The following is a 22,190-nucleotide window of genomic DNA, read 5'->3' as shown; positions in this document are numbered from 1 at the left end:
AATCAATTTAATTTGTTACCCAGTTGTTAGGTACAAATATGATCACATTTGGGCACCAGTCAAACATTAAAGCCAATGTGAAAGACTATCGGTAAATAATTTTTTGTAACAGAATAAGGGCAAATTCCCAATGATTCTGTAACAGAATAAACCCAGGCTAAAATATAACTAACGTTTTCTTTAGAAAAACCACGCAAAGCTTCAGTTATCTATGAGGGTGCTATAAATCATTATGAGGCAATGACTCAGCCACAAGATACACATTAGCGTAAAGCTGACTGCATAAACCGCGATTTCTCCCAGCAGACTTCCTTTCTATTCACTAACCTATCTTATTCATTGAATTTGTTGATTATGTTTCGGCTGAACATGAAAAATAATCAAAATATATCTTTGCTTTTTTGGCATAGAAAATCAAAACAGGATAAGAATGACTATGCTCCAATTATATGTCGAATCAGTATCAAAGGCGGACCTAAAGCGGAGATTTCGCTCGGTAAAAAAGCACATCTTGATGAATGGGATTTAGAAAACAAGAAAGCCAAAGGCAAAGACAAGGAAACCAAGGAAATAAATCTTAAAATCAGCGAATTGACGGTTGATTTAAATCGGCATTTTATATTACTACAAGGTCGGTACGAGAAAATCACAGCATTAATGCTTAAGAATGTTTACTTGGGTAAACCAGCGAAACAGCAGAAAGTAGTTAACAAAAGTGAAAAGCTTATAGAAAAGAAATCGTCAAGCCCCACCTTTTTGCAAACGGTAGATATACATATTGCAAATTTTGAAAAGATGGTTGAAAAGGGACTGCGCTCCGCGGAAACGCTGAAGCAATGGAACTCAACGAGAACTAAATTGAAGGAGTTTCTGCAATTTAGGTATGGCGTCTTTGACATGAATCTTGACAAAATCAAATATTCCTTTGCCCTTGATTTTTACATGTATTTAACCACCGAACAGAAAAAAGTAATTAAGGACTCCGCAGCCAAAAATCACATCAAAAAAACAAAAGGTGTATTGAACTTTGCGGAGCGAAATAACTGGATAAATAAAAACCCACTCCTGCAGTTTAAATGCGGCACAGAGGAAAAAGAAATTGAACCATTGGAGATTATAGAGGTGGAAAAGATATGGAGAAAGAAAATCTCGATACGTCGCTTGGCTGAAGTAAGGGATGCGTTTATCTTTCAGTGTTTTACTGGATTCGCTTTTCAGGACGTATATGCATTAACTCCAGAAAATATTACTTTGGTAGGTATAGCCAAGGAACGTTGGTTGATCAAAGACAGGGGAAAGACCGGTATTATCGAGATGGTTCCAATTATGCCGATTGTCGAAGAAATACTTCTGCGTTATGAAAATCATCTTTGCAGAACCGAGCATGGGCGGCTAATACCTGTAAATAGTAATTATCGTTACAACTGCTATTTAAAAGAACTTGCAACGATTTGTGGCATAAACAGGGATTTCAACACACACCTTGCAAGACACACTTTCGCCGATATCATGTTAAACATTTTGGAATTTTCTTTGGCTGAAGTAAGCAGAATGCTTGGTCATAAAACAATCCGGACAACCCAACGCTATGCACGTGTCCGAAAACAATTGATCAGTAAGACTTATGCTAATCAGAAAAAAAACTTGTTTACAACAGATGGGCAACTTAGACGAATAGGCTTATCTATGCGATAGATTGATGAATAGATCTAAATACAGCAAAGCTTTGTTCAAATTCGTATGGCCCGCAACCTTTAGATATAGTTAATTGTAAAGCCTACTGTGATCCTTTACATAACTCAATCCATGGTTATCTTAAAGATTACTTGGCTTGGGTAACGAAAACATTTTCGCCATTAAACGGCGAAATCAGAGAATTCGAATTTTTAAGCATCTTTAATTTGAAACACTTTTCATTTATAATGTTCAGTTATCTTTTATTGGTGGCGGAATATGAAATGTTTAATAATTGAACATTCGGCCTTTAATTCTTTGACTCGAGCCCAGTTTAGGAACCCTAGAAGCACGGACAGTTGGTTAGCAATTCAGAACTGCGATCTCCTATGTAAATTAATCTACATGAAGGCGCAAACCCTAAGTGAGTAGTATCGTCATTAAAAAATTCTATTGCAAGCTGTGCAAGTGTCTTACACCTATTAATTTGATAATTAATTAGTTTTAATAATCTTTTAAAAAATCTAAAATATGGACCAATTTCAAAAATTGAAAGACCTGATCACATCTGCCGAAGCAGATGCTGAAAAATTCTACAACAAAGGCAACGCAGCAGCAAGTACAAGGTTGCGGAAAGCAATGCAGGACATCAAGGTTGCCGCGCAGCGTATTGTTGGCTATAACTTTCAGAACTGGATCGGTTTGCCAACAATGCCATTTCAGCCTATAAAGAATTCTGGCAATATATCGAAGCGGCTTTTCGTACTTATGGCGTGTGGGAAAAGGTCATTCAAGAAGACCGTAAAGGTTCTTTCAATGCAAAACTGATCAATTATCGCGACGAATTGCCCGAGCAGTATACCAGCTTGGAATTAATCATTTCCGAACTTTTTCCTGAAGTCCCGTTACCGAAAAAAACCGTTCATTACATTTTTTAAATCCCCGCGATCCTGGACAACTTTTGAGCATAACTGATAGGGTTTATTTATTAAGTTTGATAAACCTTATCGTAAACTCCTTATAGTAAAGTTATGATCGCAAAAATTGATGTTCCACACTTCGGATTATTTAAAAATTATGCGTGGGATACCGTCATTTCAAATGAGACATTCAAAAAAATAAATATCATTTACGGGCGAAACTATTCCGGAAAAACTACACTCTCTAGGATGTTTAAGTGCATCGAAGACGCGATCATGCACAAAGATTACCTGGCTTGTCAATTTAAGGTTACGCTTACGGGTGGCCAGATCGTCACCCATTCTAGTTTACAAGACTTTGCGCAGCACCATAAGATTCGTGTTTACAATACAGATTTCGTGCGAGAAAATTTAGGGTGGTTGCACCGCGAGGATGGCACGATTAAACCCTTTACGATATTGGGCGCGGCAAATATTGAAATGGAAAAGCAATTAGACGAAATTGTAGAAAAACTGGGGGCAGTTGAATATAATAAAGGTTTGATACATGAGGTCGCCGAAGAAGAAGCTACCCTGGCAGATTTCCGTAAGAAAAACAATGGCAAAGCCAATGATATGGAGGATAAGCTTAAAAAACGTGCTGCCGACCATATAAAGATCACAGACACATTATTTATTGTAACCGCAACTAAAAAGACCTATACTATTACCGATATAAAGGCAGAAATAGCAGCTATTGGTGATATTCCAGATACACATTTACTTGATACAGAGGGTACAGATATTTTGCTAAAGTTGCTTAAGGAAGCGGCGATGGATGATATAAATCCCTTGCCGACAAACAAACCAAAATTCGCGGAATACACTTCGGACTGTGAAAAGATACTGCGGCAAAAGATAACACCAAGTAAACCTATTACAGAATTGATCAATGATAGTTTATTGCAAGAATGGGTGCGGCAGGGTATTGATAAGCACCGCGATAAACGAACGACCTGCGGTTTTTGCGGCAATAATCTCGGTAGTGATCTTTGGGATAGGCTTGACCAACATTTCAGTAAAGAATCAGAAGAACTGCGGAATAAGATCAAACGCAAAATAGATGAGCTGGAAATTGCAAAAAAAGAATTGAACAATTTTTTGACGCTAAAGAGAGAGTTATTCTATGGGACTTTGCATGGCGATTTTGATAGCGCATCTAAACAATGGGAAGCTGCGAGCAGCGTCTATATGGAAAATATCGAGCGCCTTATTACAGAATTAAAAGCTCGCGAAAAGGATATTTTTAAGGAACGCAGTCTACCCGAACTGACTGATGCTTCGGAAAGTCTGGTCAACGCGATCAAAGCGTTTAACGATGCTCTTACCGATCACAACCGAAAAACAAGTACACTTTCTAAAGATCAGGAAATAGCACGGAAGAAATTACGACTGGCGCATATCGCGCAATTTATCATCGACATTGATTATAAGAATGTGATGGCTGCCGTTGAAACGGAAGACAATAAACTTAACCTGATGGGTGGGGCAGTCAAAAGTAAAAGGGAAGAAATTACGCGGTTGCAGGACGAAAAAAGAAAATTGGAAGCACAGGCCAAGGATGAAAGCAAAGGTGCAGAACTTGTAAACCAGCACTTAACGCATTACTTCGGCCACAATGAATTAAAGCTTGTTGCAGTGGGTGAGCAGCCTAATATTAAATTTAGCATACATAGGGATGGTGCTCCGGCAAATAATCTAAGTGAGGGAGAATGCAGCTTAATATCGTTTTGTTATTTCATGGCTAAGATCGAAGACGAATTGAAAGACGAAACGGAAAGCGATAAACTCGTTATTTATATTGATGACCCGATCTCCAGTCTCGATAGTAACCATATTTTTTTCATGTTTAGTTTGATCGAAAATGTGATTGCCAAACCTAAAAAGTATGGTCAGCTGTTTATTTCCACGCACAATATGGAGTTTCTAAAATATGTTAAGAAACTTACTGGCATGAAGAACAGCAAGAATGTGGGGCACTTTATGATCGAAAGGCGAAGCCAAAGCAATAGCATATTGATGTTGGCACCATCCTACATGAAAAATTATATCACAGAATTTAATTATCTGTTTGATCAAATCTATCAATGTTCAGTTGGTGACAGGGAACTCATCAGTAATAACTATCAGTATAGCTTTGGCAATAACATGCGTAAGTTCCTGGAATCTTACACCTTTTACAGATACCCGACCCACAATATGAGTTTTGAGCAGCGACTATTAAAGTATTTTGAAAATGATGGGGTGACTTATACACTTGTAAGCCGCGTAATTAACGAATACTCGCACATGGAAGACCAATTTGACAGAGGGATGCAACCGATTGACATGGACGAAATAACAAGAGTTTCCAGCGCTGTTATTGAAAAGATCCGGACTGCCGACCCCGACCAGTTCGAAGCATTAATGGACAGTGTAAATCAGGTTGCTTAAATAACAAGTATATATTCCCTCTCAATAAAACCATGCTGTACGATAGAGATTACCGTATATTAACTAAGGAAGAAGAAATCCAGTTGCAAAAAGCCCGAGATTATGCTACTAAGCGTAAAGAATTTACATTAGTGCAGTTGTCACGCTATCACAAACTGATGCCTGCTGCCGGATATCACTATGAATCGCTATTCCCGAATAACTTCCTTCCGTTAATAACATTGGAAAATCATGCTTATTTAGATGACGTAAGCCGGGAATTTCAACTATTACTGGATAATTCTCCAATTGAACGAGTAATATTGAATTTCATCAATCAAAATCGTCACTATTTCTTAATAGGTGCTATTTTAAAGTCAAGCTATTTTTTCGGACATCATGCCGCATATGCTTTTAAGGAATTTGAATTGCCGCCTAATTTTATCGCTGATTATTTACTTGTCGGCAAAAGCTCTGGCGGGTATCAATTTGTGTTTGTGGAACTTGAAAGTCCAACAGGCCCTATCATCAACGCAGATGGCACATTTGGCATAGCTATACGTAACGGTTTAAAGCAAATAGAAGATTGGGATCATTGGGTCGACGGCAATTTTTCTCATTTAAGATTAATATTTCAAAAATACTTAGGTACGGAAAAATCTTTGCCGGATGAATTTATTACGCTTGATAAAACGAGGATACATTATACAATAGTAGCAGGTAGAAGAAAAGATTTCAAAGAGAAAACCTACCGGCTACAAAGAAAAATGAAACGGGAGCGCAACATTACTTTACTTCATTATGATAACTTGATCGATACAGTACAATTATTTAAACAATCGGGAAATTATTAAGCCGCCTATTTATCAATATATCCCTTCCATCGCTTCTAATCCCAAAATGCAACCGCGCCACACACAGCAATTGATCTCGAAATTTGTTCGTACGGAGCTGGGACAAGAGTACGAAGACCAATATGAAAGTGTTGATTTGTATTTAAATAGCGTGCGCCTCCAGCAGGCGCTGTTTTATCGTCCATGCGATCTACTTGAAGCGTTTTATCAAAAAACATTATCTTGCATAATAAAAAAGCTATACAGACAGGCATAAACGATGCCAAGAACCGACCAAACTTGAATACCATTGCCTTTATAGACACCGAAGTTGCACCTAAAACCAAGCAGGTTAAAGACATTGGTGCAATCAGATATGACGGGGCAAAATTCCATAAAAATTCCGGTGCTGAGTTGACTGACTTTCTGAAAGGCATACAGTTCGTTTGCGCGCATTTTATTACCCAGCATGATATAAAATACATCGGCAATTGGATAGAAAGAGCCGGTATAAGTACTGGGAACATCATCGATACCTTGTATTGGTCGCCGTTGTTATTCCCGTCTAAACCCTATCATGCATTGCTTAAAGATGATAAGTTACAAACCGACGAACTTAATAATCCACTAAATGATGCCATAAAGGCCCAAGATCTATTTTACGATGAGATAGCCACATTTGATGAGTTAGATGAGGATATGAAACGGCTATTGTACGTCCTTGTGGGACACGACCGTCGCTTCAGCGGATTTTTTAAATATATAAACTACCAGGCAGAGGGTGATACAGCAACGCTCATCCGACTGTTATTCGCCGACCGTATCTGCCAAAATGTCGACCTTGACCTATTTATACAACGAACGCCCATAGAGTTGGCTTATTGCTTGTCATTGATCAGCGCAAGCGAACCCGCTTCTATCACGCCAGGTTGGGTATTGGCTCATTTTAGGGAAGTGGAGCGTTTGATGTTTTTATTGCGGCAAAAACCATGCATTACAGGTTGCCATTATTGCGACCAGGCTTTAGATGCTCATCGAGCCCTCGACCGTTATTTTGGTTATAGTTCCTTTCGTGAGTATGGAGGTCAGCCTTTGCAACTGAACGCTGTCGATGCTGCTATCAACTCAAGATCGTTCATAGCAGTATTCCCTACCGGTGGTGGCAAGTCTATTACCTTTCAGGTGCCGGCCTTGCTCGCTGGCGAAAACGCACGTGCGCTTACTGTAGTGATATCACCACTGCAATCGCTAATGAAAGACCAGGTAGATAACCTGGAAAAGAACGGCATTACCACCGCAGTGACCATCAACGGCCTGCTCGACCCGATCGAGCGCAGCAAAGCTATCGAACGCGTTGCAGATGGTTCCGCCTGTATGCTTTACATATCTCCTGAATCGTTAAGGTCACCTACTATATATCGTTTGCTATTAAGTCGCAAGATAGCGCGGTTCGTGATAGACGAGGCCCACTGTTTTTCATCATGGGGACAGGATTTCAGGGTGGATTACCTTTACATCGGCGAAATGATCAAACTGATCCGCGAGCATAAGCAGCTCCCTTATCCCATACCGATATCCTGCTTTACGGCTACGGCCAAACCTCAGGTTATTGACGACATTTGTAAATACTTTGAAGATAAACTGGGTTTAGCTTTAGATAGATTCACGTCTTCGGCATCACGTACCAACCTGCACTACAAAGTATTAGCCAAAGGTAGCGACGAAGAAAAATATCAGGCTACGCGCGAATTGATAGAGGAACAGGACAGGCCTGCCATTGTTTACGTTTCGCGTACAAGACGGGCCGAAAAACTGGCAGAACGGCTTACAACTGATGGTCTAAACGCAAGGCCCTTCCACAGCAAATTGGATGCTGCCGAAAAAGTAGCCAATCAGGACGCATTTCTTTCGGGACGAGTAGACATTATCGTAGCTACATCTGCTTTTGGGATGGGCGTAGATAAAAAGGATGTTGGTATCGTGATCCATCATGATATTTCGGACTCGCTCGAAAACTATGTACAAGAAGCAGGACGTGCCGGACGTGATGAAAATATCGAGGCTGATTGCTACGTACTTTTTAACGAAGAGGATCTGAGCAAGCATTTTATTATGCTTAATCAAACCAAAATATCTATCAAAGAGATACAACAGATATGGAGGACCATCAAGTACCTTACTCGTTACCGGGATAAAATATCAAATTCGGCTTTAGAAATAGCGCGAAAGGCTGGCTGGGATGATAGTGTGGACAACATTGAAACAAGGGTAACTACCGCCATTGCTGCACTTGAAGATGCAGGCTACCTTAAACGCGGACAGAACCAGCCACGTGTTTTTGCAAATAGCATCCGGTCTAAAAATGCGCAGGAAGCTATCGATAAGATCATGCGGTCTGAACGCTTCTCTGAGAAACAAAAGGGAATGGCAGTCAGGATCATCAAAAAACTCTTCTCCAGCAAGAGCAAACGGCTATCGAGCGATGAGACAGCCGAATCGCGAGTGGACTATATCAGTGATCATTTGGGCATTGTACGGGATGATGTGATCCGGATAGTCAATCTGCTGCGCGAAGAACAAATATTGGCCGATGAGTTTGATCTGACAGCCTTTATAAAACGTGGCGAAGCCAAAACCAGTTCATTAAAGACAGTCAATTCATTCGGTGCCATAGAGCGTTGCCTGTTGAAATTTATCGATGAACATGATAAGGTATTCAACCTGAAAGATCTGAACGAAAGCTTAGAAGCTGACGGCTGCAGCGATGTATCGCCAAATAAGATCAAAACCATCATTAACTTTTGGGCGATCAAAAACTGGATAGACCGCACCCATTCGAACCGCTCAAAAGACCATTTTAAAGCAAAGACCAAACAATCCGCAGACCTTACGAAGGAACGATTTGAAAACCGGCATGCACTATCCGTTTTTATTATCGAATTTCTGTACAAAAAGCTAAACACGATAAAAACCGACGGACCGGAAAAAGAGGAGATACTGATCGAGTTTTCCATTCAGGAATTGCAAAAGGAATATCAAAAAGACTTGCAACTATTTGGCGCACCGGTCACAATTGACGATGTTGAAGATGCCCTGTTCTATCTGTCCCGCATAGAAGCCCTGAAAATAGAGGGTGGATTTTTAGTCGTTTACAATCGGCTGACCGTAGAACGGATCGAACAGAATACACTCATCCAATATAAATTAGACGATTACCAAAAGCTTGAGCAATTTTATCAAAACCGCACCCAGCAGATACACATTGTTGGCGAATACGCGCAAAAGATGATAGACGACTACGTGGGCGCGCTGCAATTTGTTGATGACTATTTCCGGCTCAACTACCCATCGTTCCTGAACAAATATTTTAAAGGCAGCAGACAACAAGAAATAAGCCTGAATCTCACCCCGGCAAAATATCGTGAACTGATCGGCGAGCTTTCACTAACTCAATCAGCTATCATCAGCGATAAAACCTCCAAGTACATCGTAGTAGCGGCGGGACCGGGCAGCGGAAAGACGAAAGTGTTGGTGCACAAACTGGCATCGCTAATGATGCTGGAAGATATTAAGCATGAGCAATTGTTGATGCTCACCTTCTCGCGTGCGGCTGCGACCGAGTTTAAAAAGCGTTTATTGAAATTGGTGGGTAATGCGGCCAACTTTATCGAGATAAAAACCTTCCATTCCTATTGTTTTGACCTGCTGGGAAAAGTTGGAAGTATTGATGGAGCTGATACGATAATCAAGCGAACCATTGAAAAGATAAAAAGCAGGGAGGTTGAACCGAACAGGATAACCAAGACCGTACTGGTGATAGATGAGGCCCAGGATATGGACGAGGACAATTTCAATTTGGTAAGCGCATTGATGGCCGAAAATGAGGAGATACGGGTAATAGCCGTTGGGGACGACGACCAGAACATCTACCAATTTCGTGGCGCGGACTCCAAATATCTTAAAACCCTGGCAGCATTGGATGGAGGGAAACTTTATGAGTTGACCGAAAATTACCGGAGCAAGAACAACATTGTGGAGTTTGCCAACCAATTCGGAAAATATTTACAAGGCCGTTTAAAAAACGCTCCGATAACGGCGCACCAAGCCGACGAGGGCGTTATAAAAATATCCAGGTATACAAATGGTAGTTTGATCGTACCAACGGTTACCGAGATCGTCAACACACCTTTAGCCGGCAGCACGTGCATACTTACCCACACTAATAACGAAGCTGAGGAAATAACGGGTTTGCTTTTAAAACACGGTTTGAAAGCTAAACTTATTCGCTCTAACGATGGGTTTGCGCTTTACAATCTGGCAGAGATAAAACACTTCCTTGATCAGCTGAATACCCCTGATGATATCCATGTCATAACAGACAAAGCCTGGGAGGCGGCAAAAAGGTCGGTAAAAACAAAGTTCGTCAAGAGTGAAAATTGGCCGATATTGGAACAATTGATAACAGACTTTGAGACCGTAAATCCCCAAAAGAAATACCGGTCGGATCTGGATGTTTTTATACGCGAGTCGCATTTAGAAGACTTTTATCAGCGCGATACCGAAACCATTTTTGTATCAACCATCCACAAAGCCAAGGGGCGGGAATTTGACAACTTATTCCTGATGCTGGATGGGTTAGAGAACACGATCAGCGAACAGCAAAAACGAGAACTTTATGTAGCGATCACAAGGGCTAAACAAAACTTGACGATACATCTGAATAGCGGGCATTTCGATCATATCCAAACCACGAACATGCATCGAACGGAGATAACAGGACAAAACCCACCTGCCGATCAATTATCCATGCACCTGACACATAAAGATGTTCAACTAAATCACTTTTATAATGTGCAACCACATCTTGCCAATTTATTAGCAGGTGATAACTTACAATATCGCGGCGACGAATATTTGGAGAGCAACGGTTATCCGGTGATCAAACTCTCAAGGCAATTTATGGAAAGGGTAGCAGCACTAAGAGCCAAAAATTTCAAACTAAAAGAAGCAAAGGTTAATTTTGTGGTTTGGTGGCGAAAAGAAGGCACTCAACACCGGATTATGATCATTTTGCCTAAACTCACTTTTGGAAAAGAAGTCTAATGTACAGATAGGTCCCCATCTCCTAAACCATCAAAGTTATTTTTAAATTAAGGAAATTTAAAGACAAAATACTTCGTCCAATCTAAAGGAGACAATGTAACAGTAATAAGATACATCGCGTATAGTAATCCTTCCATGGTTTGATCAGGCGTTCTTGTTTTTTCAATTATTAGTGACCAATTCCAAAAATCTTTGCCCGTCAGCCGGATCCAAACCTAATTTTCTAACTTTAATTTGAATGAGTTGAGCAAGTTCGTCCCCGGTTAACATTGGCTCCCCGCTGATATAGCCCTCATCCAACAGATAAGTCTCCAGCCTTTCCCTGTTACCCGATCTAAAACCTGAGACGGCGTTTTGGCCAAGTTCAAGGATAAGTTCTTCCGGGTTATAAATAACCGCCGCTTTTAACACCTCATAAACTTCCTGGAGATAGCGTTCCGTCACCGCATTAGAACCTTTCAAAACATTCAAATCGATGGCCTTTGGCCTTCCCTTTTGATAAAGTTCCTGGAATGCTTCAAGCAGCCTGATTTTCTTTTCTAACTGTTGAAGCCTGTCCTGATCGAAACCAGGTATAATCCCGCCATTTTTGATGTAACTGGTCAACTGCCCATAAGTAATTATCCGGTTTTCCAGGCAGGTCGCCAGATCCGACAAATCATCCAGTAAATACCACAAGTGGAGCTGAGCCGGATCCTGGGCCATCAATTGAAATCCGGGGACAGCAATCAATTTCCGGTAGCTGTCATGGGTCTGCCCGGCAATGGCTGGAATCTTTTCAAACAGGTTCAGCGAAAAAGGCTCGTCGTTAGCCGCAAGATAATCACTTTTTTCGTTTGCATCACTTTCCAGCACATATATCTTAATTTCAAAACCGACATGCTCATCAGCGTATGATTTCCATTTGGCAATTTCTTCCTTTTGCGCTGTAAAATAAAAGACCTGCCGACCTTGCAGGGCTATCTCCGCCAGCGCTTCAATGATCTGACTGGCGCGCTGATCATCACTGTTCGCTAACAACTCATCGGCAATAATGGGGATCTGAAATTCCTTCTCCTGACTTTCGATATAGGCCAAACGGATACAAAGTAATAATTGGATACGTGTCCCAGTGGATAACTGGTTCAGACTTTGCCCCTCATGAAGAATATGATCGTAAGCCAGAAAATCCAGCTGCGCCATATCGTTGATCCTAAGTTCATACCGCCCATTCGTGATCTTGTTAAACAACTGGTTCCCGCGTTTCAACACATTGGATGAATTACGCTCCCCGCCTTCCTTCTCCAGGTGGCTGATCAACAGGTTGCCCGTCAGGGCGGATAAATTATCGTCGTAGACTTGCTGCAGGTTATCAAGTGCGGCTTCTTTTTTAGCCAAGGCATCTTCCAGGTCGTGCCCGCTTTTTTCCCGTTGTATCAGCGCATTCGTACTGATGATTTTATCGTTGAGTCCATCGAATTCAGCGGCCACGGAAGCAAAATCGCTAACAAAGCGTTGCGCTGTCGCCAGGTCCATATCCGGCAGTTTATCCTTATAGGACGCATATGCCTCATGATTTTGCTGCAAGCGCTCCATCTCCGCGTACAAAATCTTCTTTTCCTGGCAGCCGGCTTCGGCTTTTTTGTAATCATCCAGTTGGTACACCAGTTGGTACACCTCGTGCTTATCTGGTGTTTCCAGGCCCAGCCGTTTATAGATCCCCTCAAGTTTCAGACCGGCCTCTTTAAGCTGTTTTCCCTTTTCATCACCTAATTCAATAAGGCCATCTATGGTCGTTACGGTATTTTTCCGGGCGTTTTCTTTTTCTAATAAATGTTTAACAGTAGCCTTTGCCACTATACCATCTTCTACCGCAAGGCCGAAGTCGTTCAGTAAGCCGTTGATCTTTTTCAATTCAGCATCCCGTTGGTTCGCTGCAGCTTTTTCCCTGCCGCGTTTCCCTTTCAGTTCTGCGGCAAATTCTGCATACTTACTCAACTGACTGATATACCAAAAAAAAGCGCTGTAATTTTTAAGGTCATCGGAAGGCAGCGCTGGCGCATGCCCCAAGAACCTGATCCAGTCGTCGCGCTGAGCTTCGGTCTTTTGCAGCTCGGGCTGCAGGGATTCTAATTCCACTGTCAGCCGGTTCACTTCCTGTTTTTCCAGAGCATAAAGTTCTGCCGCCTGTAGTTGAAGGCATAATTCTTCAAATACGGTACGGACATTCTCCGGTTGCCAGTCAGTCGGCTCCTTTAGCCCCGTTTTTCTGAAGTCTTCACGGCGGACATCAGCTTTCCCATGCGCCTTTTTACCTTGCCCCAATAACGCGAAGGCAATCAGGATAATAACCCCGGCCATTCCCCACCAACCCCATAAAGCAACAGCCAGGGCAACAGCACAAGCGCCCGCCACAAGCAACCACAACCAGTATATCTTTGTCCCGTCGGTTCCCTTTTGTTCGCCAAGCCAGTTGGTCAGTGATTTTATCCCCTCTTTTATTTGACCCGCGTTTTGATTTACGGGAGCCGATTTTTTGCTTAAACTGTCAATCTGGATCTGTATAAATTTCATTTGACTCAACAAACGATGCGCGCCGTCTATAAATTCATCCAACTTCGCTATCTTACTTAGGTCCATCTTAATTTCCTCACCCGGCTCGTAGTCCGGATGTATCTGTAATTTCAAGGCCTCCATGGTCCCAGTCAGGTCTGCAATCGCTATACCCAGCTCTGAAATCGTGCGTTCCGCTTCGATAAGTGCCTCAACGCGGTCCTCCAGTTCCTTCAGCACCGGGGGACTTATCCCCTTTTCTGACAGGCCCAATTCACTGATCGCATCTTTATGTTTTTGAATAGCTTCCCGGTTCGTTTCCAGTCCTATCCGCAGGGCTTCCATCCGGTCCTCTAGTGCAATGATTTCCTCATATTCGTTACCGAACATGGCCCTAAGTTGCTGTGGATAAGCCGACAATTTAAGTCCATGGCTCTCTTTGAGCTCCCTGGCTTCCAAACAATTGACCATCGCCTGGTAAAATTCTTTTAATTTACTGGCCTCCGCAGCTTTGTCGCGTGCCGCTATCCAGACAGACAGGGAATTTTCTTTGTCTTTTAAGTCTTGCTGCTTCCCATTGATCTCTGCTACCTGGGCATAGGCGGCTGTAACACCTGTGTAGGCGCCGCTGTTTTTCTTCTTGATATCACTGCTGTATTTTAAGGCGGCAGCCGCGTTGCCTAAATTGTAACCGCCCATTGCTTCCTGGTAGATCTTCCCGGCAAGATCCTTATCATTGATATGCACCAGTTCCTGTAAGGCAAAATTATACCGTACCGATTCATCGCTTGCCGGAATGCCGGGTAATTCACCTGTTATGCCATTCCGCTGGGCGCGGAACTGTCCGTAATCCAGCCTGACATCCCAATTGTTATTCCCCGTTTCAATCGCACCCTCCAAATTCATCCTGCCGGATGTTGGTGGCCATAAAAGCTGGTGAATAGCTGTTGCCGTACTGGTCTTCCCGGAAGAATTAGGGCCAGCAATAATATTAACATGTCTGGACAAGCCAGCAATTGGTTTCAAACCATCGGGTAAACCCGGCATTTTGCGGACATGCAGCGAGGTAAAATGTAAAGATTGTTTTTCCATGACTTTTAAGAATTAAGTTGTCCGTTAAGTTCTGCCAATAGGCGGTTACACTCGTTAAGGATGAAATTCATGCCTTCCTGGTCCCCGGGCGGGCCGATCCGCCGTCCGATCAATAAGGGGGTGTACGTTCCGGACTGATAGGCATGGCTGGCTTTAACTTTCCAGTCCGCGATCAACCGACCCAGGAAGGGCGTGACGACACCTTTCCTATGTTCGAGGATTGTATGTGCAAGGACACCGGCGGGCGAATTGGACAATGCAAGTTCCTCGAGTTTTTGTAATGCCGGCCGGAGGCGGCTATAGATCTTCCGGACGCTGATAGTAGTCCTGTTGAGTACCTGGCTATACTGGATAATGTCGCGGGTCCAGCGTTCCACCTCGTTGATTGTGATATGTTCTCCGGTCAGTTTGACCTGGTAAACTATGGACTGCAATTCCGGCATTTCATTTTCCGCGTCCATGCCGTCTTTCACTAGGGCATTGATGATCCGGTCTCTCAGTTCTGTTTCCTCGTCAATGGCGGAAACTGGTATTTCCACGGTACGGTATAAAACAGTTGACAACAACACCTGACTGATGCCGATCATACCGGACCGACTCACCTCCGCCAGGAGTGCCCCATGGCCATCGGGTTCTTTTGCGCTCATGGCCTGCGGGGAGCCTACGTACCAAACTTCCGGGTTTTGCCTCAATCGCTCCGGTTTATGGATATGGCCCAGCAGCCAGAGATTCACCTCGCTTTTGACTAACTCATCCAGTTTGAAGGGATGATATTCGCTTCCTGGCTTATCAATGTCTCCGTGCAGCAGCCCAATGCAGGGATATTTCGCATCATAGCCAGGCAGTCCCCAATCTAAAAATGCGCTTTCCCTGACCGACTTTGTAGGAAATGACCAGCCAGCAAATTGGACAAGCTGTCCATCTTTCTCAAATTTTTGTACTTCCCACTGGCCTTTAGCACCGATCAAATGGACATTCGGCAACTTTATATTTCCGGCGATCCCGGCTAATACGTCAAAATCATGATTGCCGGAAACCATATATACGGCTATACCATGGCGGTGCAGTTCTTCAAAGCCCCTTTGCAGGGGACCGACTGCTTCAAAGTAACGGTTATCCCAATCCACGATGTCGCCGCAGAGCGCTAAAACATCCACATTATTTTGAATACAGTAGTTGATGATCTTTTGCCAGGTATACTTGGTGGAAGCATGTGATCCGGAAACATCTGCCGAGGATTTACCTAAATGTAGATCCGCAGTCGCGAGTATTTTGATAGACATAAGCCAAAGATTTAGTTCCTCTAAAGTACAGTTTAATCACATCAATAGTTAAATCTTTCAGGGCATCTAATATTATTTAATCGCAACTCCAGCCCCCCGAATGACTTCATCTTTTTAAACACAAAACTACTCTCGATATGGGCATTAGTGTGTTTGTCCTACCTGTCTGTATTCTGGCCTCGGGTTTTTCCGTGAGATCCAAAAAGAAAGAGGCTGCTGCTAAATGCTGCCCGCACTGTGGGAAAGTACTTCATAATTAAGGATGGCGGATTTGCGGTAAAATATCGTTAATTTCACTTTAATTATGACTACTGAAACCTTACCCACAATCCAAATAGACTTAACATTGGCACCCGTGATCAATTTTGCTATGCAGCAAAATCATGTTCCGGTGGTAAAACAGCTGATCTTGACCAATGCTGGTGAATTAGATTATGAGGACCTAACAGTGGAAATCCGTTCGGAGCCCGAATTTTCAATTGTTTGGAAAGCGAGCCTTGATCGTTTGAAAGTGGGTGAAAGTTATACTTTTGGGGCGGTACCGCTACGCATCTCTGCGGCTTATTTGGCAGGTTTAACCGAGCGGCTCAGCGGTCGTTTGAATTTAAAGATCATGGCTGCTGAACAGGTCATCAGTTCAGCCATTTATGATATCGACTTACTGGCCTATGACCAGTGGAACGGCGCTGGTTCAGTACCAGAGTTACTCGCTGCTTTTGTTACGCCAAATCACCCTGAGATCCCGGCGATTATTCGTAACGCCTCGGTTCTATTACAGCAATGGACGGGTGATCCGTCGTTTAATGCTTATCAGACCCAAAATCCAGATCGGGTAAAAAAACAGATGGCGGCAATCTATGAGGCCATCGCCGGTTTGAATTTGATCTATTGCGCCGTTCCAGCCAGCTTTGAAGAAACCGGGCAGCGGGTAAGACTGAGCGATTCCATTCTTTCTCAGCGACTGGCAAATTGTTTAGACCTTTCACTTTTATATGCAGCCTGCTTGGAGGCTGTGAGTATCAATGCGTTGATTGTGATGATCAAGGGACATGCTTTTGCGGGCGCTTGGTTGGTGGACGAATCTTTCCCGGACGCAGTCAATGACGATCCATCGCTCATCACCAAACGAACTGCGGCTGGCATCAATGATATCGTAGTGGTCGAATCAACATGTATGAACGCAGGTAATCATCCGCCTTTTGATGAGGCGGTGCGTTCAGCGGATGCCAGGATGCTTGAGACGCACAACTTCCAGCTATTCGTGGATATCAAACGGGTGCGTTTTGGTGGCATTCGCCCACTGCCACTCCGAATACCCGATAATCAGGGCTGGGATATCCAGTATGATGAAAAACCACTGACTTCGGGTTATACGCCGGAAGAGGTGTTACTGGATCACAAACCTTTGCAGGTTGATAAAATAGGTATTTCCAAGCAACAGATCTGGGAGCGCAAACTACTGGATCTTACACTGCGAAATACTTTATTGAATACCCGGATGACCAAGAGCGTAATCCAGTTCATTAGCATTAACTCTGGTAAACTGGAAGATGCGCTAGCGGCTGGTAAAGAATTCCAAATACTGGCTAAGCCTTCTGACTGGAGCAATTCTCCAAGGGATGCAGGCATTTATCAAGCTGTCAATACTTCTGACCCAATCTCGGATCTGGTTAACCACGAACTTTCCCATCAGCGATTGCGGACGTACCTGACTGAAACCGAGTTGAACCTAAATTTAACTCATCTATTCCGTTCGTCGCGGTTATCGTTGGAGGAGAATGGTGCGAATACTTTGTTCGTTGGCATTGGCCTGCTCAAATGGTACGAAACGCCGGCAAGTGAACGCCCCCGATTCGCACCTATTTTATTGATCCCTGTGGAGATCATCCGCAAATCCGCTCAAAAGGGTTTTGTGATCCGCTCTCGGGAAGAAGAAACGATCCTGAATATTACTTTGCTGGAAATGATGCGCCAGGATTTCGGTATTGGCATCGGTGGCCTCGAAACTTTACCCAAGGATGAAAGCGGTGTGGATGTTCGCGGCATTCTGAATACAGTACGGCAGGCGATCATGTCCCAGTCTCGCTGGGATGTGGAAGATCAGGCTTTACTGGGAATTTTTTCTTTTAACAAGTTCATTCTGTGGAATGACATCCATAATAATTCAGCACAGTTAGCAAAAAACAAAGTGGTGGCGAGCCTGATCTCGGGTAAGTTACAGTTAAATAGTTTACCCGTTGTTACTGATCTGGATATTCACCCTGGTGAACTTGCTTTACCGATCAGTACCGATTCTTCGCAATTACAGGCTGTTATCAGTTCGGGTAAGGGCGAAAGCTTTGTTTTGCATGGCCCCCCTGGTACAGGTAAATCCCAAACGATCACGAATATCATCGCTAACGCACTCTACAACGGCAAAAAGGTATTGTTCGTTTCGGCAAAAAAAGCGGCACTGGAAGTTGTTCAGAAAAGACTCGAAACGATCGGCATTGGCGATTTCTGTCTGGAACTACATTCCAATAAATCCAAAAAGTCCGATGTGTTGGCGCAATTGAAAAAGGCGACTGAGGTTATCAAAAAAGACAGTCCAGAAAATTTCCTAAACACCGCTGAACGGCTTTTAAGCGTGCGGAATGAACTCAATGTTTACGTGCATGCCTTGCACCGCAAACGCCCGGGCGGTTATACACTTTTTGAACTCTTCTGTAAGTATGCAGAGTTGGCCCAAACTCCTTTTACAGTATTTTTTCAGGGCAGCGAGGTTATCCGGTTATCAGCGGCGGACTTAACAACTTGGGATGATCTGGCTGCTGAGTTGGAAACCGTGGCTGCCATTGTTTCCGCACCTGCTCAACATCCCTTAAGAGAGTTACAGCTATCAAACTATAGTCAGCAATTAAAAACAGATATCCAGCAGACACTGGAAGAAATATTGGAGTTTGCTGCCCAACTGGATCTGACTCGCGCAAGTGTTACCGAAGCTTTGGGCTTTGGCGGCCATTCGGCTGATCAGACCGAAGTGCTAGGCGAAATGATTGGGATTTTACTGAAATTGCCGGATTCACCTGCATCATTTTTAACAAATGAATCGCTGGAACAGACGCTGGCCCAAGTCATTGGTATCGCTGGTCATGGTCAGCAACGCGATGCCTTACGCACCGACTTGCTTCAAATTTTCAACAAAAGCATTTTGGAATTTCCTGCCGAACAAGTATTGGCAAATTGGGAAATCGCCGCTCAAAAGTGGTTCTTACCCAAGTGGCTGAAGCAGAGAGCCATTATTAAATCGCTTAAATCTAAATCGCCTTCCGGCAATTTTGTCAATGAGGAGATCCCTGGACTTCTAAATAAGATCATCGCCTATCAAGCTGAACAGTCCCTAGTTTCCGGTGCTGTTTATTTACCGGGCTTAACAGGTTTTTTGTGGAACAATGGCAACCCCGATTGGGCGGTTATCATCCAGGTGAGTCAGGCCTATATCGCGCTAAACCGGGCGGCCTCTAAAGGCATCGGCCTGGATGGTTTGAAAAGCTGGCGCGAGCGTTTTGCAGCCAAACTCAACGAAGGAAGTGGCGCCTACCTGCGTATACATGAAGCGGAATTTCGGAATTTTATAGCGTTGGGCGGACGTTTAAAGACCTCTCGTGAAAAAATCCAACTGTTATTAACAGGTTCGCCGATTACTAATCTTCAGGTTCAAGCAGAACAGTGGCTTCGCAATCTCGATGGCTTAAAAGACTGGTTTACTTACACGACCACTAAAAGCCGGCTAATTGCCGGCGGTTTAATTGCCTTAGTAGATGCGTTTGAAGATCAAGCTATACCGTCTGATCAGCTATTAAATAGCTATAAAAAAGGGCTTTATAAAAGCATTGCCGATCAATTGATCGAAAACAACCCGGCACTTTCTGGTTTTCACGGACAGTTGTTCGAAGGGAAGATCCGCAAGTTCCGCGAACTGAGCGACCAATTCGAAAAACTTACCCGTGAAGAACTCTACGCACGGTTGGCGGCCAGGACGCCTTCATTTACTCAGGAAGCTGCTCAAAGCTCAGAAATTGGGCTTCTGCAACGAACATTGCGCAATAATGGGCGTGCTATGCCACTAAGAAAACTATTCGATTTGATTCCAAATGTATTGCCACGGCTTACGCCTTGCATGCTCATGAGCCCAATCTCGGTCGCCCAGTATTTTGATGCCAGCAGCGCCAAATTCGACTTGGTTGTTTTCGACGAGGCTTCCCAAATGCCAACCTGCGAAGCAGTAGGCGCTATCGCTCGCGGTAACAGCGTAATTGTGGTAGGTGACCCTAAACAGATGCCGCCAACCAGTTTCTTTTCGACGAATACTTTTGATGAGGATAATGTCGAACAAGAAGATCTGGAAAGCATTCTTGATGATTGTCTCGCACTATCCATGCCATCTTATCATCTTTTATGGCATTATCGCAGCAAGCATGAAAGCTTGATCGCTTTCAGTAATGCGATGTACTATGATAACAACTTACTGACGTTTCCTTCGACCGATGATCTGGCAACAAAAGTTAAACTGATAAAAGTTAAAGGATTTTATGATCGCGGAAAAACTAAGCAGAACCGGGCGGAAGCTAAAGCAATTGTTGACTATATTATTTACCGCTTATCAACGCCGGCGATCATCAAGCGGTCTATGGGAGTAGTGACTTTCAGTTCAGTCCAGCAGTCGCTGATCGAAGATTTACTAACCGAAACCTTTTTGTTGCGACCGGACCTGGAACGCCTGGCCTACGAAGCAGAAGAGCCCTTGTTTGTCAAAAATCTCGAGAATGTCCAGGGTGATGAGCGCGACATAATTTTATTTTCAATAGGTTACGGGCCTGATGAGACCGGTAAGGTAGGCCTTAATTTTGGGCCGATTAACCGCGAAGGTGGTTGGCGGCGCTTAAATGTGGCTGTTTCGCGGGCACGTTATGAAATGCAAGTTTTTTCCACCTTAAGATCCGATCATATAGACTTGAACCGTACTAATTCTGAAGGGGTGGCGGGTTTAAAAGCTTTCTTAGCTTATGCCGAAAAGGGCAAGCAAGGCCTGCCGACTAATCTGATGAGTGCTAACAAGCATGATCCGGGGCTGGAAGAAATTATAGCCACAGAAATCCGAAAGCATGGCTATCAGGTCAATACCGGGATCGGTTGTTCTGCCTATAAGATCGATATTGGCATAGTGCATCCTGATCATGCTAATCAATATATCTTGGCCATCCTTTGCGACGGGCGCACGTATCAGGCGGCCAAGACACCAGGTGATCGCGAGATCGTTCAGCCGGGTGTACTGAAAAGCCTGGGCTGGAATATGATAAAGGTTTGGTCGGCAGAATGGTGGGAAAAACCGGACAAAGTATTACAGGAAATATTATCCGCGATTCACCATGCTCAGCAAGGCATCAGGATAGAACCGGAAGCTATACCCGAGCAGGTCTCAGAGGAAACGATCCCCTACAATTTTCGGGCGACGAAAGCCACGGCAATACATACATCTTATTACGAAGCTGCTAATGTTGAGGTGATCCGCAGTATCAATTCTGAAGATTTTTTTCAATATGGCTACCGAAATACCATTAAGTCACAGATTCATGAGGTATTAGCCGTAGAAGCGCCGGTCAGTAAAAATCTTCTGTGCAAACGCGTCCTTTTAGGCTGGGGCATTGCCAGAATGGGTTCCCGAATCTCGGTGCATTTCGAAATCATCTTCAAGGAACTTGGCCTACAGCAAACCAGCGATAATGGTAATATCATCTTCTGGCAGGCCGATCAACAGCCGGAAACTTATCAGCTTTACCGCCTGCCCCCCAACGAAGTGCTGAAGCGAGACGCCGATGACCTACCCTCACATGAGATTGCGAACGGCATTAAAGCGGTTTTGCAAAACCAGATCAGTCTTACCAAGGAGGATCTGGTCCGAGAAACCGCCAAATTATTTGGTTACGCTCGCCTCGGGACGAACGTGGACATTGCCATGCAACTCGGTATACGTGTAGCATTGGCCAAAGGCATTGCAAAAACTGAAGGTCAGCGGATTGTGTTGAATGAATAGTTAAATAAATTTATCATTGTGAGAGTAAAAGATGTTTGAAAATCAAGCACATCTTAATAGTATTTTATTTTGATAATACAACATTTGTGATTGTCCAACTATAGAATTATATTTGAACTGGGATAACCGAAAGTTCTTAATTTGCATCAAATCGTGTCAATATAACCGATGCCCAAAATGATGCCCTGTTTGATGAAAAAATGATAAAAAGTGCGTTTAAAGCACCTAA

9 protein-coding genes are annotated in these 22,190 nt (G+C 43.5%); 7 read left to right on the top strand and 2 right to left on the bottom strand.

The window, feature by feature from the left end; translation table 11 throughout:
• Positions 1 to 369: 369 nt before the first annotated feature.
• The 6 genes from ABD772_RS07265 (at position 370) to ABD772_RS07245 (ending at position 10,981) form a co-directional block, all read left to right on the top strand.
• The gene (locus tag ABD772_RS07265) at positions 370 to 1,695 is read left to right on the top strand and encodes a site-specific integrase (protein ID WP_345102293.1); all 1,326 of its coding nucleotides are present in this window, start codon (positions 370 to 372) and stop codon (positions 1,693 to 1,695) included.
• A gap of 510 nt (positions 1,696 to 2,205) precedes the next feature.
• Complete coding sequence (locus tag ABD772_RS17560; RefSeq protein WP_425562821.1) at positions 2,206 to 2,502, top strand: hypothetical protein; 297 nt, start codon at positions 2,206 to 2,208, stop codon at positions 2,500 to 2,502.
• A complete protein-coding gene (locus tag ABD772_RS17555; RefSeq protein ID WP_425562823.1) occupies positions 2,421 to 2,612 on the top strand; it encodes a DUF7829 domain-containing protein in 192 nt (63 codons plus the stop codon). Before ABD772_RS17560 ends, ABD772_RS17555 begins: the two co-directional genes overlap by 82 nt.
• Positions 2,613 to 2,705: 93 nt before the next feature.
• Positions 2,706 to 5,066 carry an AAA family ATPase gene (locus ABD772_RS07255; protein ID WP_345102291.1) on the top strand — a complete coding sequence of 787 codons (2,361 nt, stop codon included), beginning with the start codon at positions 2,706 to 2,708 and terminating at the stop codon, positions 5,064 to 5,066.
• Positions 5,067 to 5,098: 32 nt separating this feature from the next.
• Complete coding sequence (locus tag ABD772_RS07250) at positions 5,099 to 5,899, top strand: Shedu anti-phage system protein SduA domain-containing protein (protein WP_345102289.1); 801 nt, start codon at positions 5,099 to 5,101, stop codon at positions 5,897 to 5,899.
• 222 nt (positions 5,900 to 6,121) lie between these two features.
• Positions 6,122 to 10,981: a RecQ family ATP-dependent DNA helicase gene (locus ABD772_RS07245; protein WP_345102287.1), complete on the top strand. Its 4,860-nt coding sequence runs from the start codon at positions 6,122 to 6,124 to the stop codon at positions 10,979 to 10,981.
• Between the two features lie 162 nt (positions 10,982 to 11,143).
• Here the strand turns inward: ABD772_RS07245 and ABD772_RS07240 are convergent, their stop codons facing one another.
• Both ABD772_RS07240 and ABD772_RS07235 read right to left on the bottom strand, forming a co-directional pair.
• Complete coding sequence (locus ABD772_RS07240; protein ID WP_345102285.1) at positions 11,144 to 14,605, bottom strand: ATP-binding protein; 3,462 nt, start codon at positions 14,603 to 14,605, stop codon at positions 11,144 to 11,146.
• A gap of 5 nt (positions 14,606 to 14,610) precedes the next feature.
• The gene (locus tag ABD772_RS07235) at positions 14,611 to 15,888 is read right to left on the bottom strand and encodes a metallophosphoesterase family protein (protein WP_345102283.1); all 1,278 of its coding nucleotides are present in this window, start codon (positions 15,886 to 15,888) and stop codon (positions 14,611 to 14,613) included.
• Between the two features lie 304 nt (positions 15,889 to 16,192).
• Here ABD772_RS07235 and ABD772_RS07230 point away from each other — a divergent pair, with 304 nt between their 5' ends.
• Entirely contained in the window at positions 16,193 to 21,961 is a 5,769-nt protein-coding gene (locus tag ABD772_RS07230) for an anti-phage protein ProA (protein ID WP_345102281.1), read from the top strand.
• Positions 21,962 to 22,190 lie beyond the last annotated feature (229 nt).

Origin of the sequence: Mucilaginibacter panaciglaebae, from assembly GCF_039539265.1 — a bacterium.
Classification (GTDB): domain Bacteria; phylum Bacteroidota; class Bacteroidia; order Sphingobacteriales; family Sphingobacteriaceae; genus Mucilaginibacter; species Mucilaginibacter panaciglaebae.
Note: the sequence above shows the minus strand (reverse complement) of the source record. Positions and strands in the feature narration are given on the sequence as shown.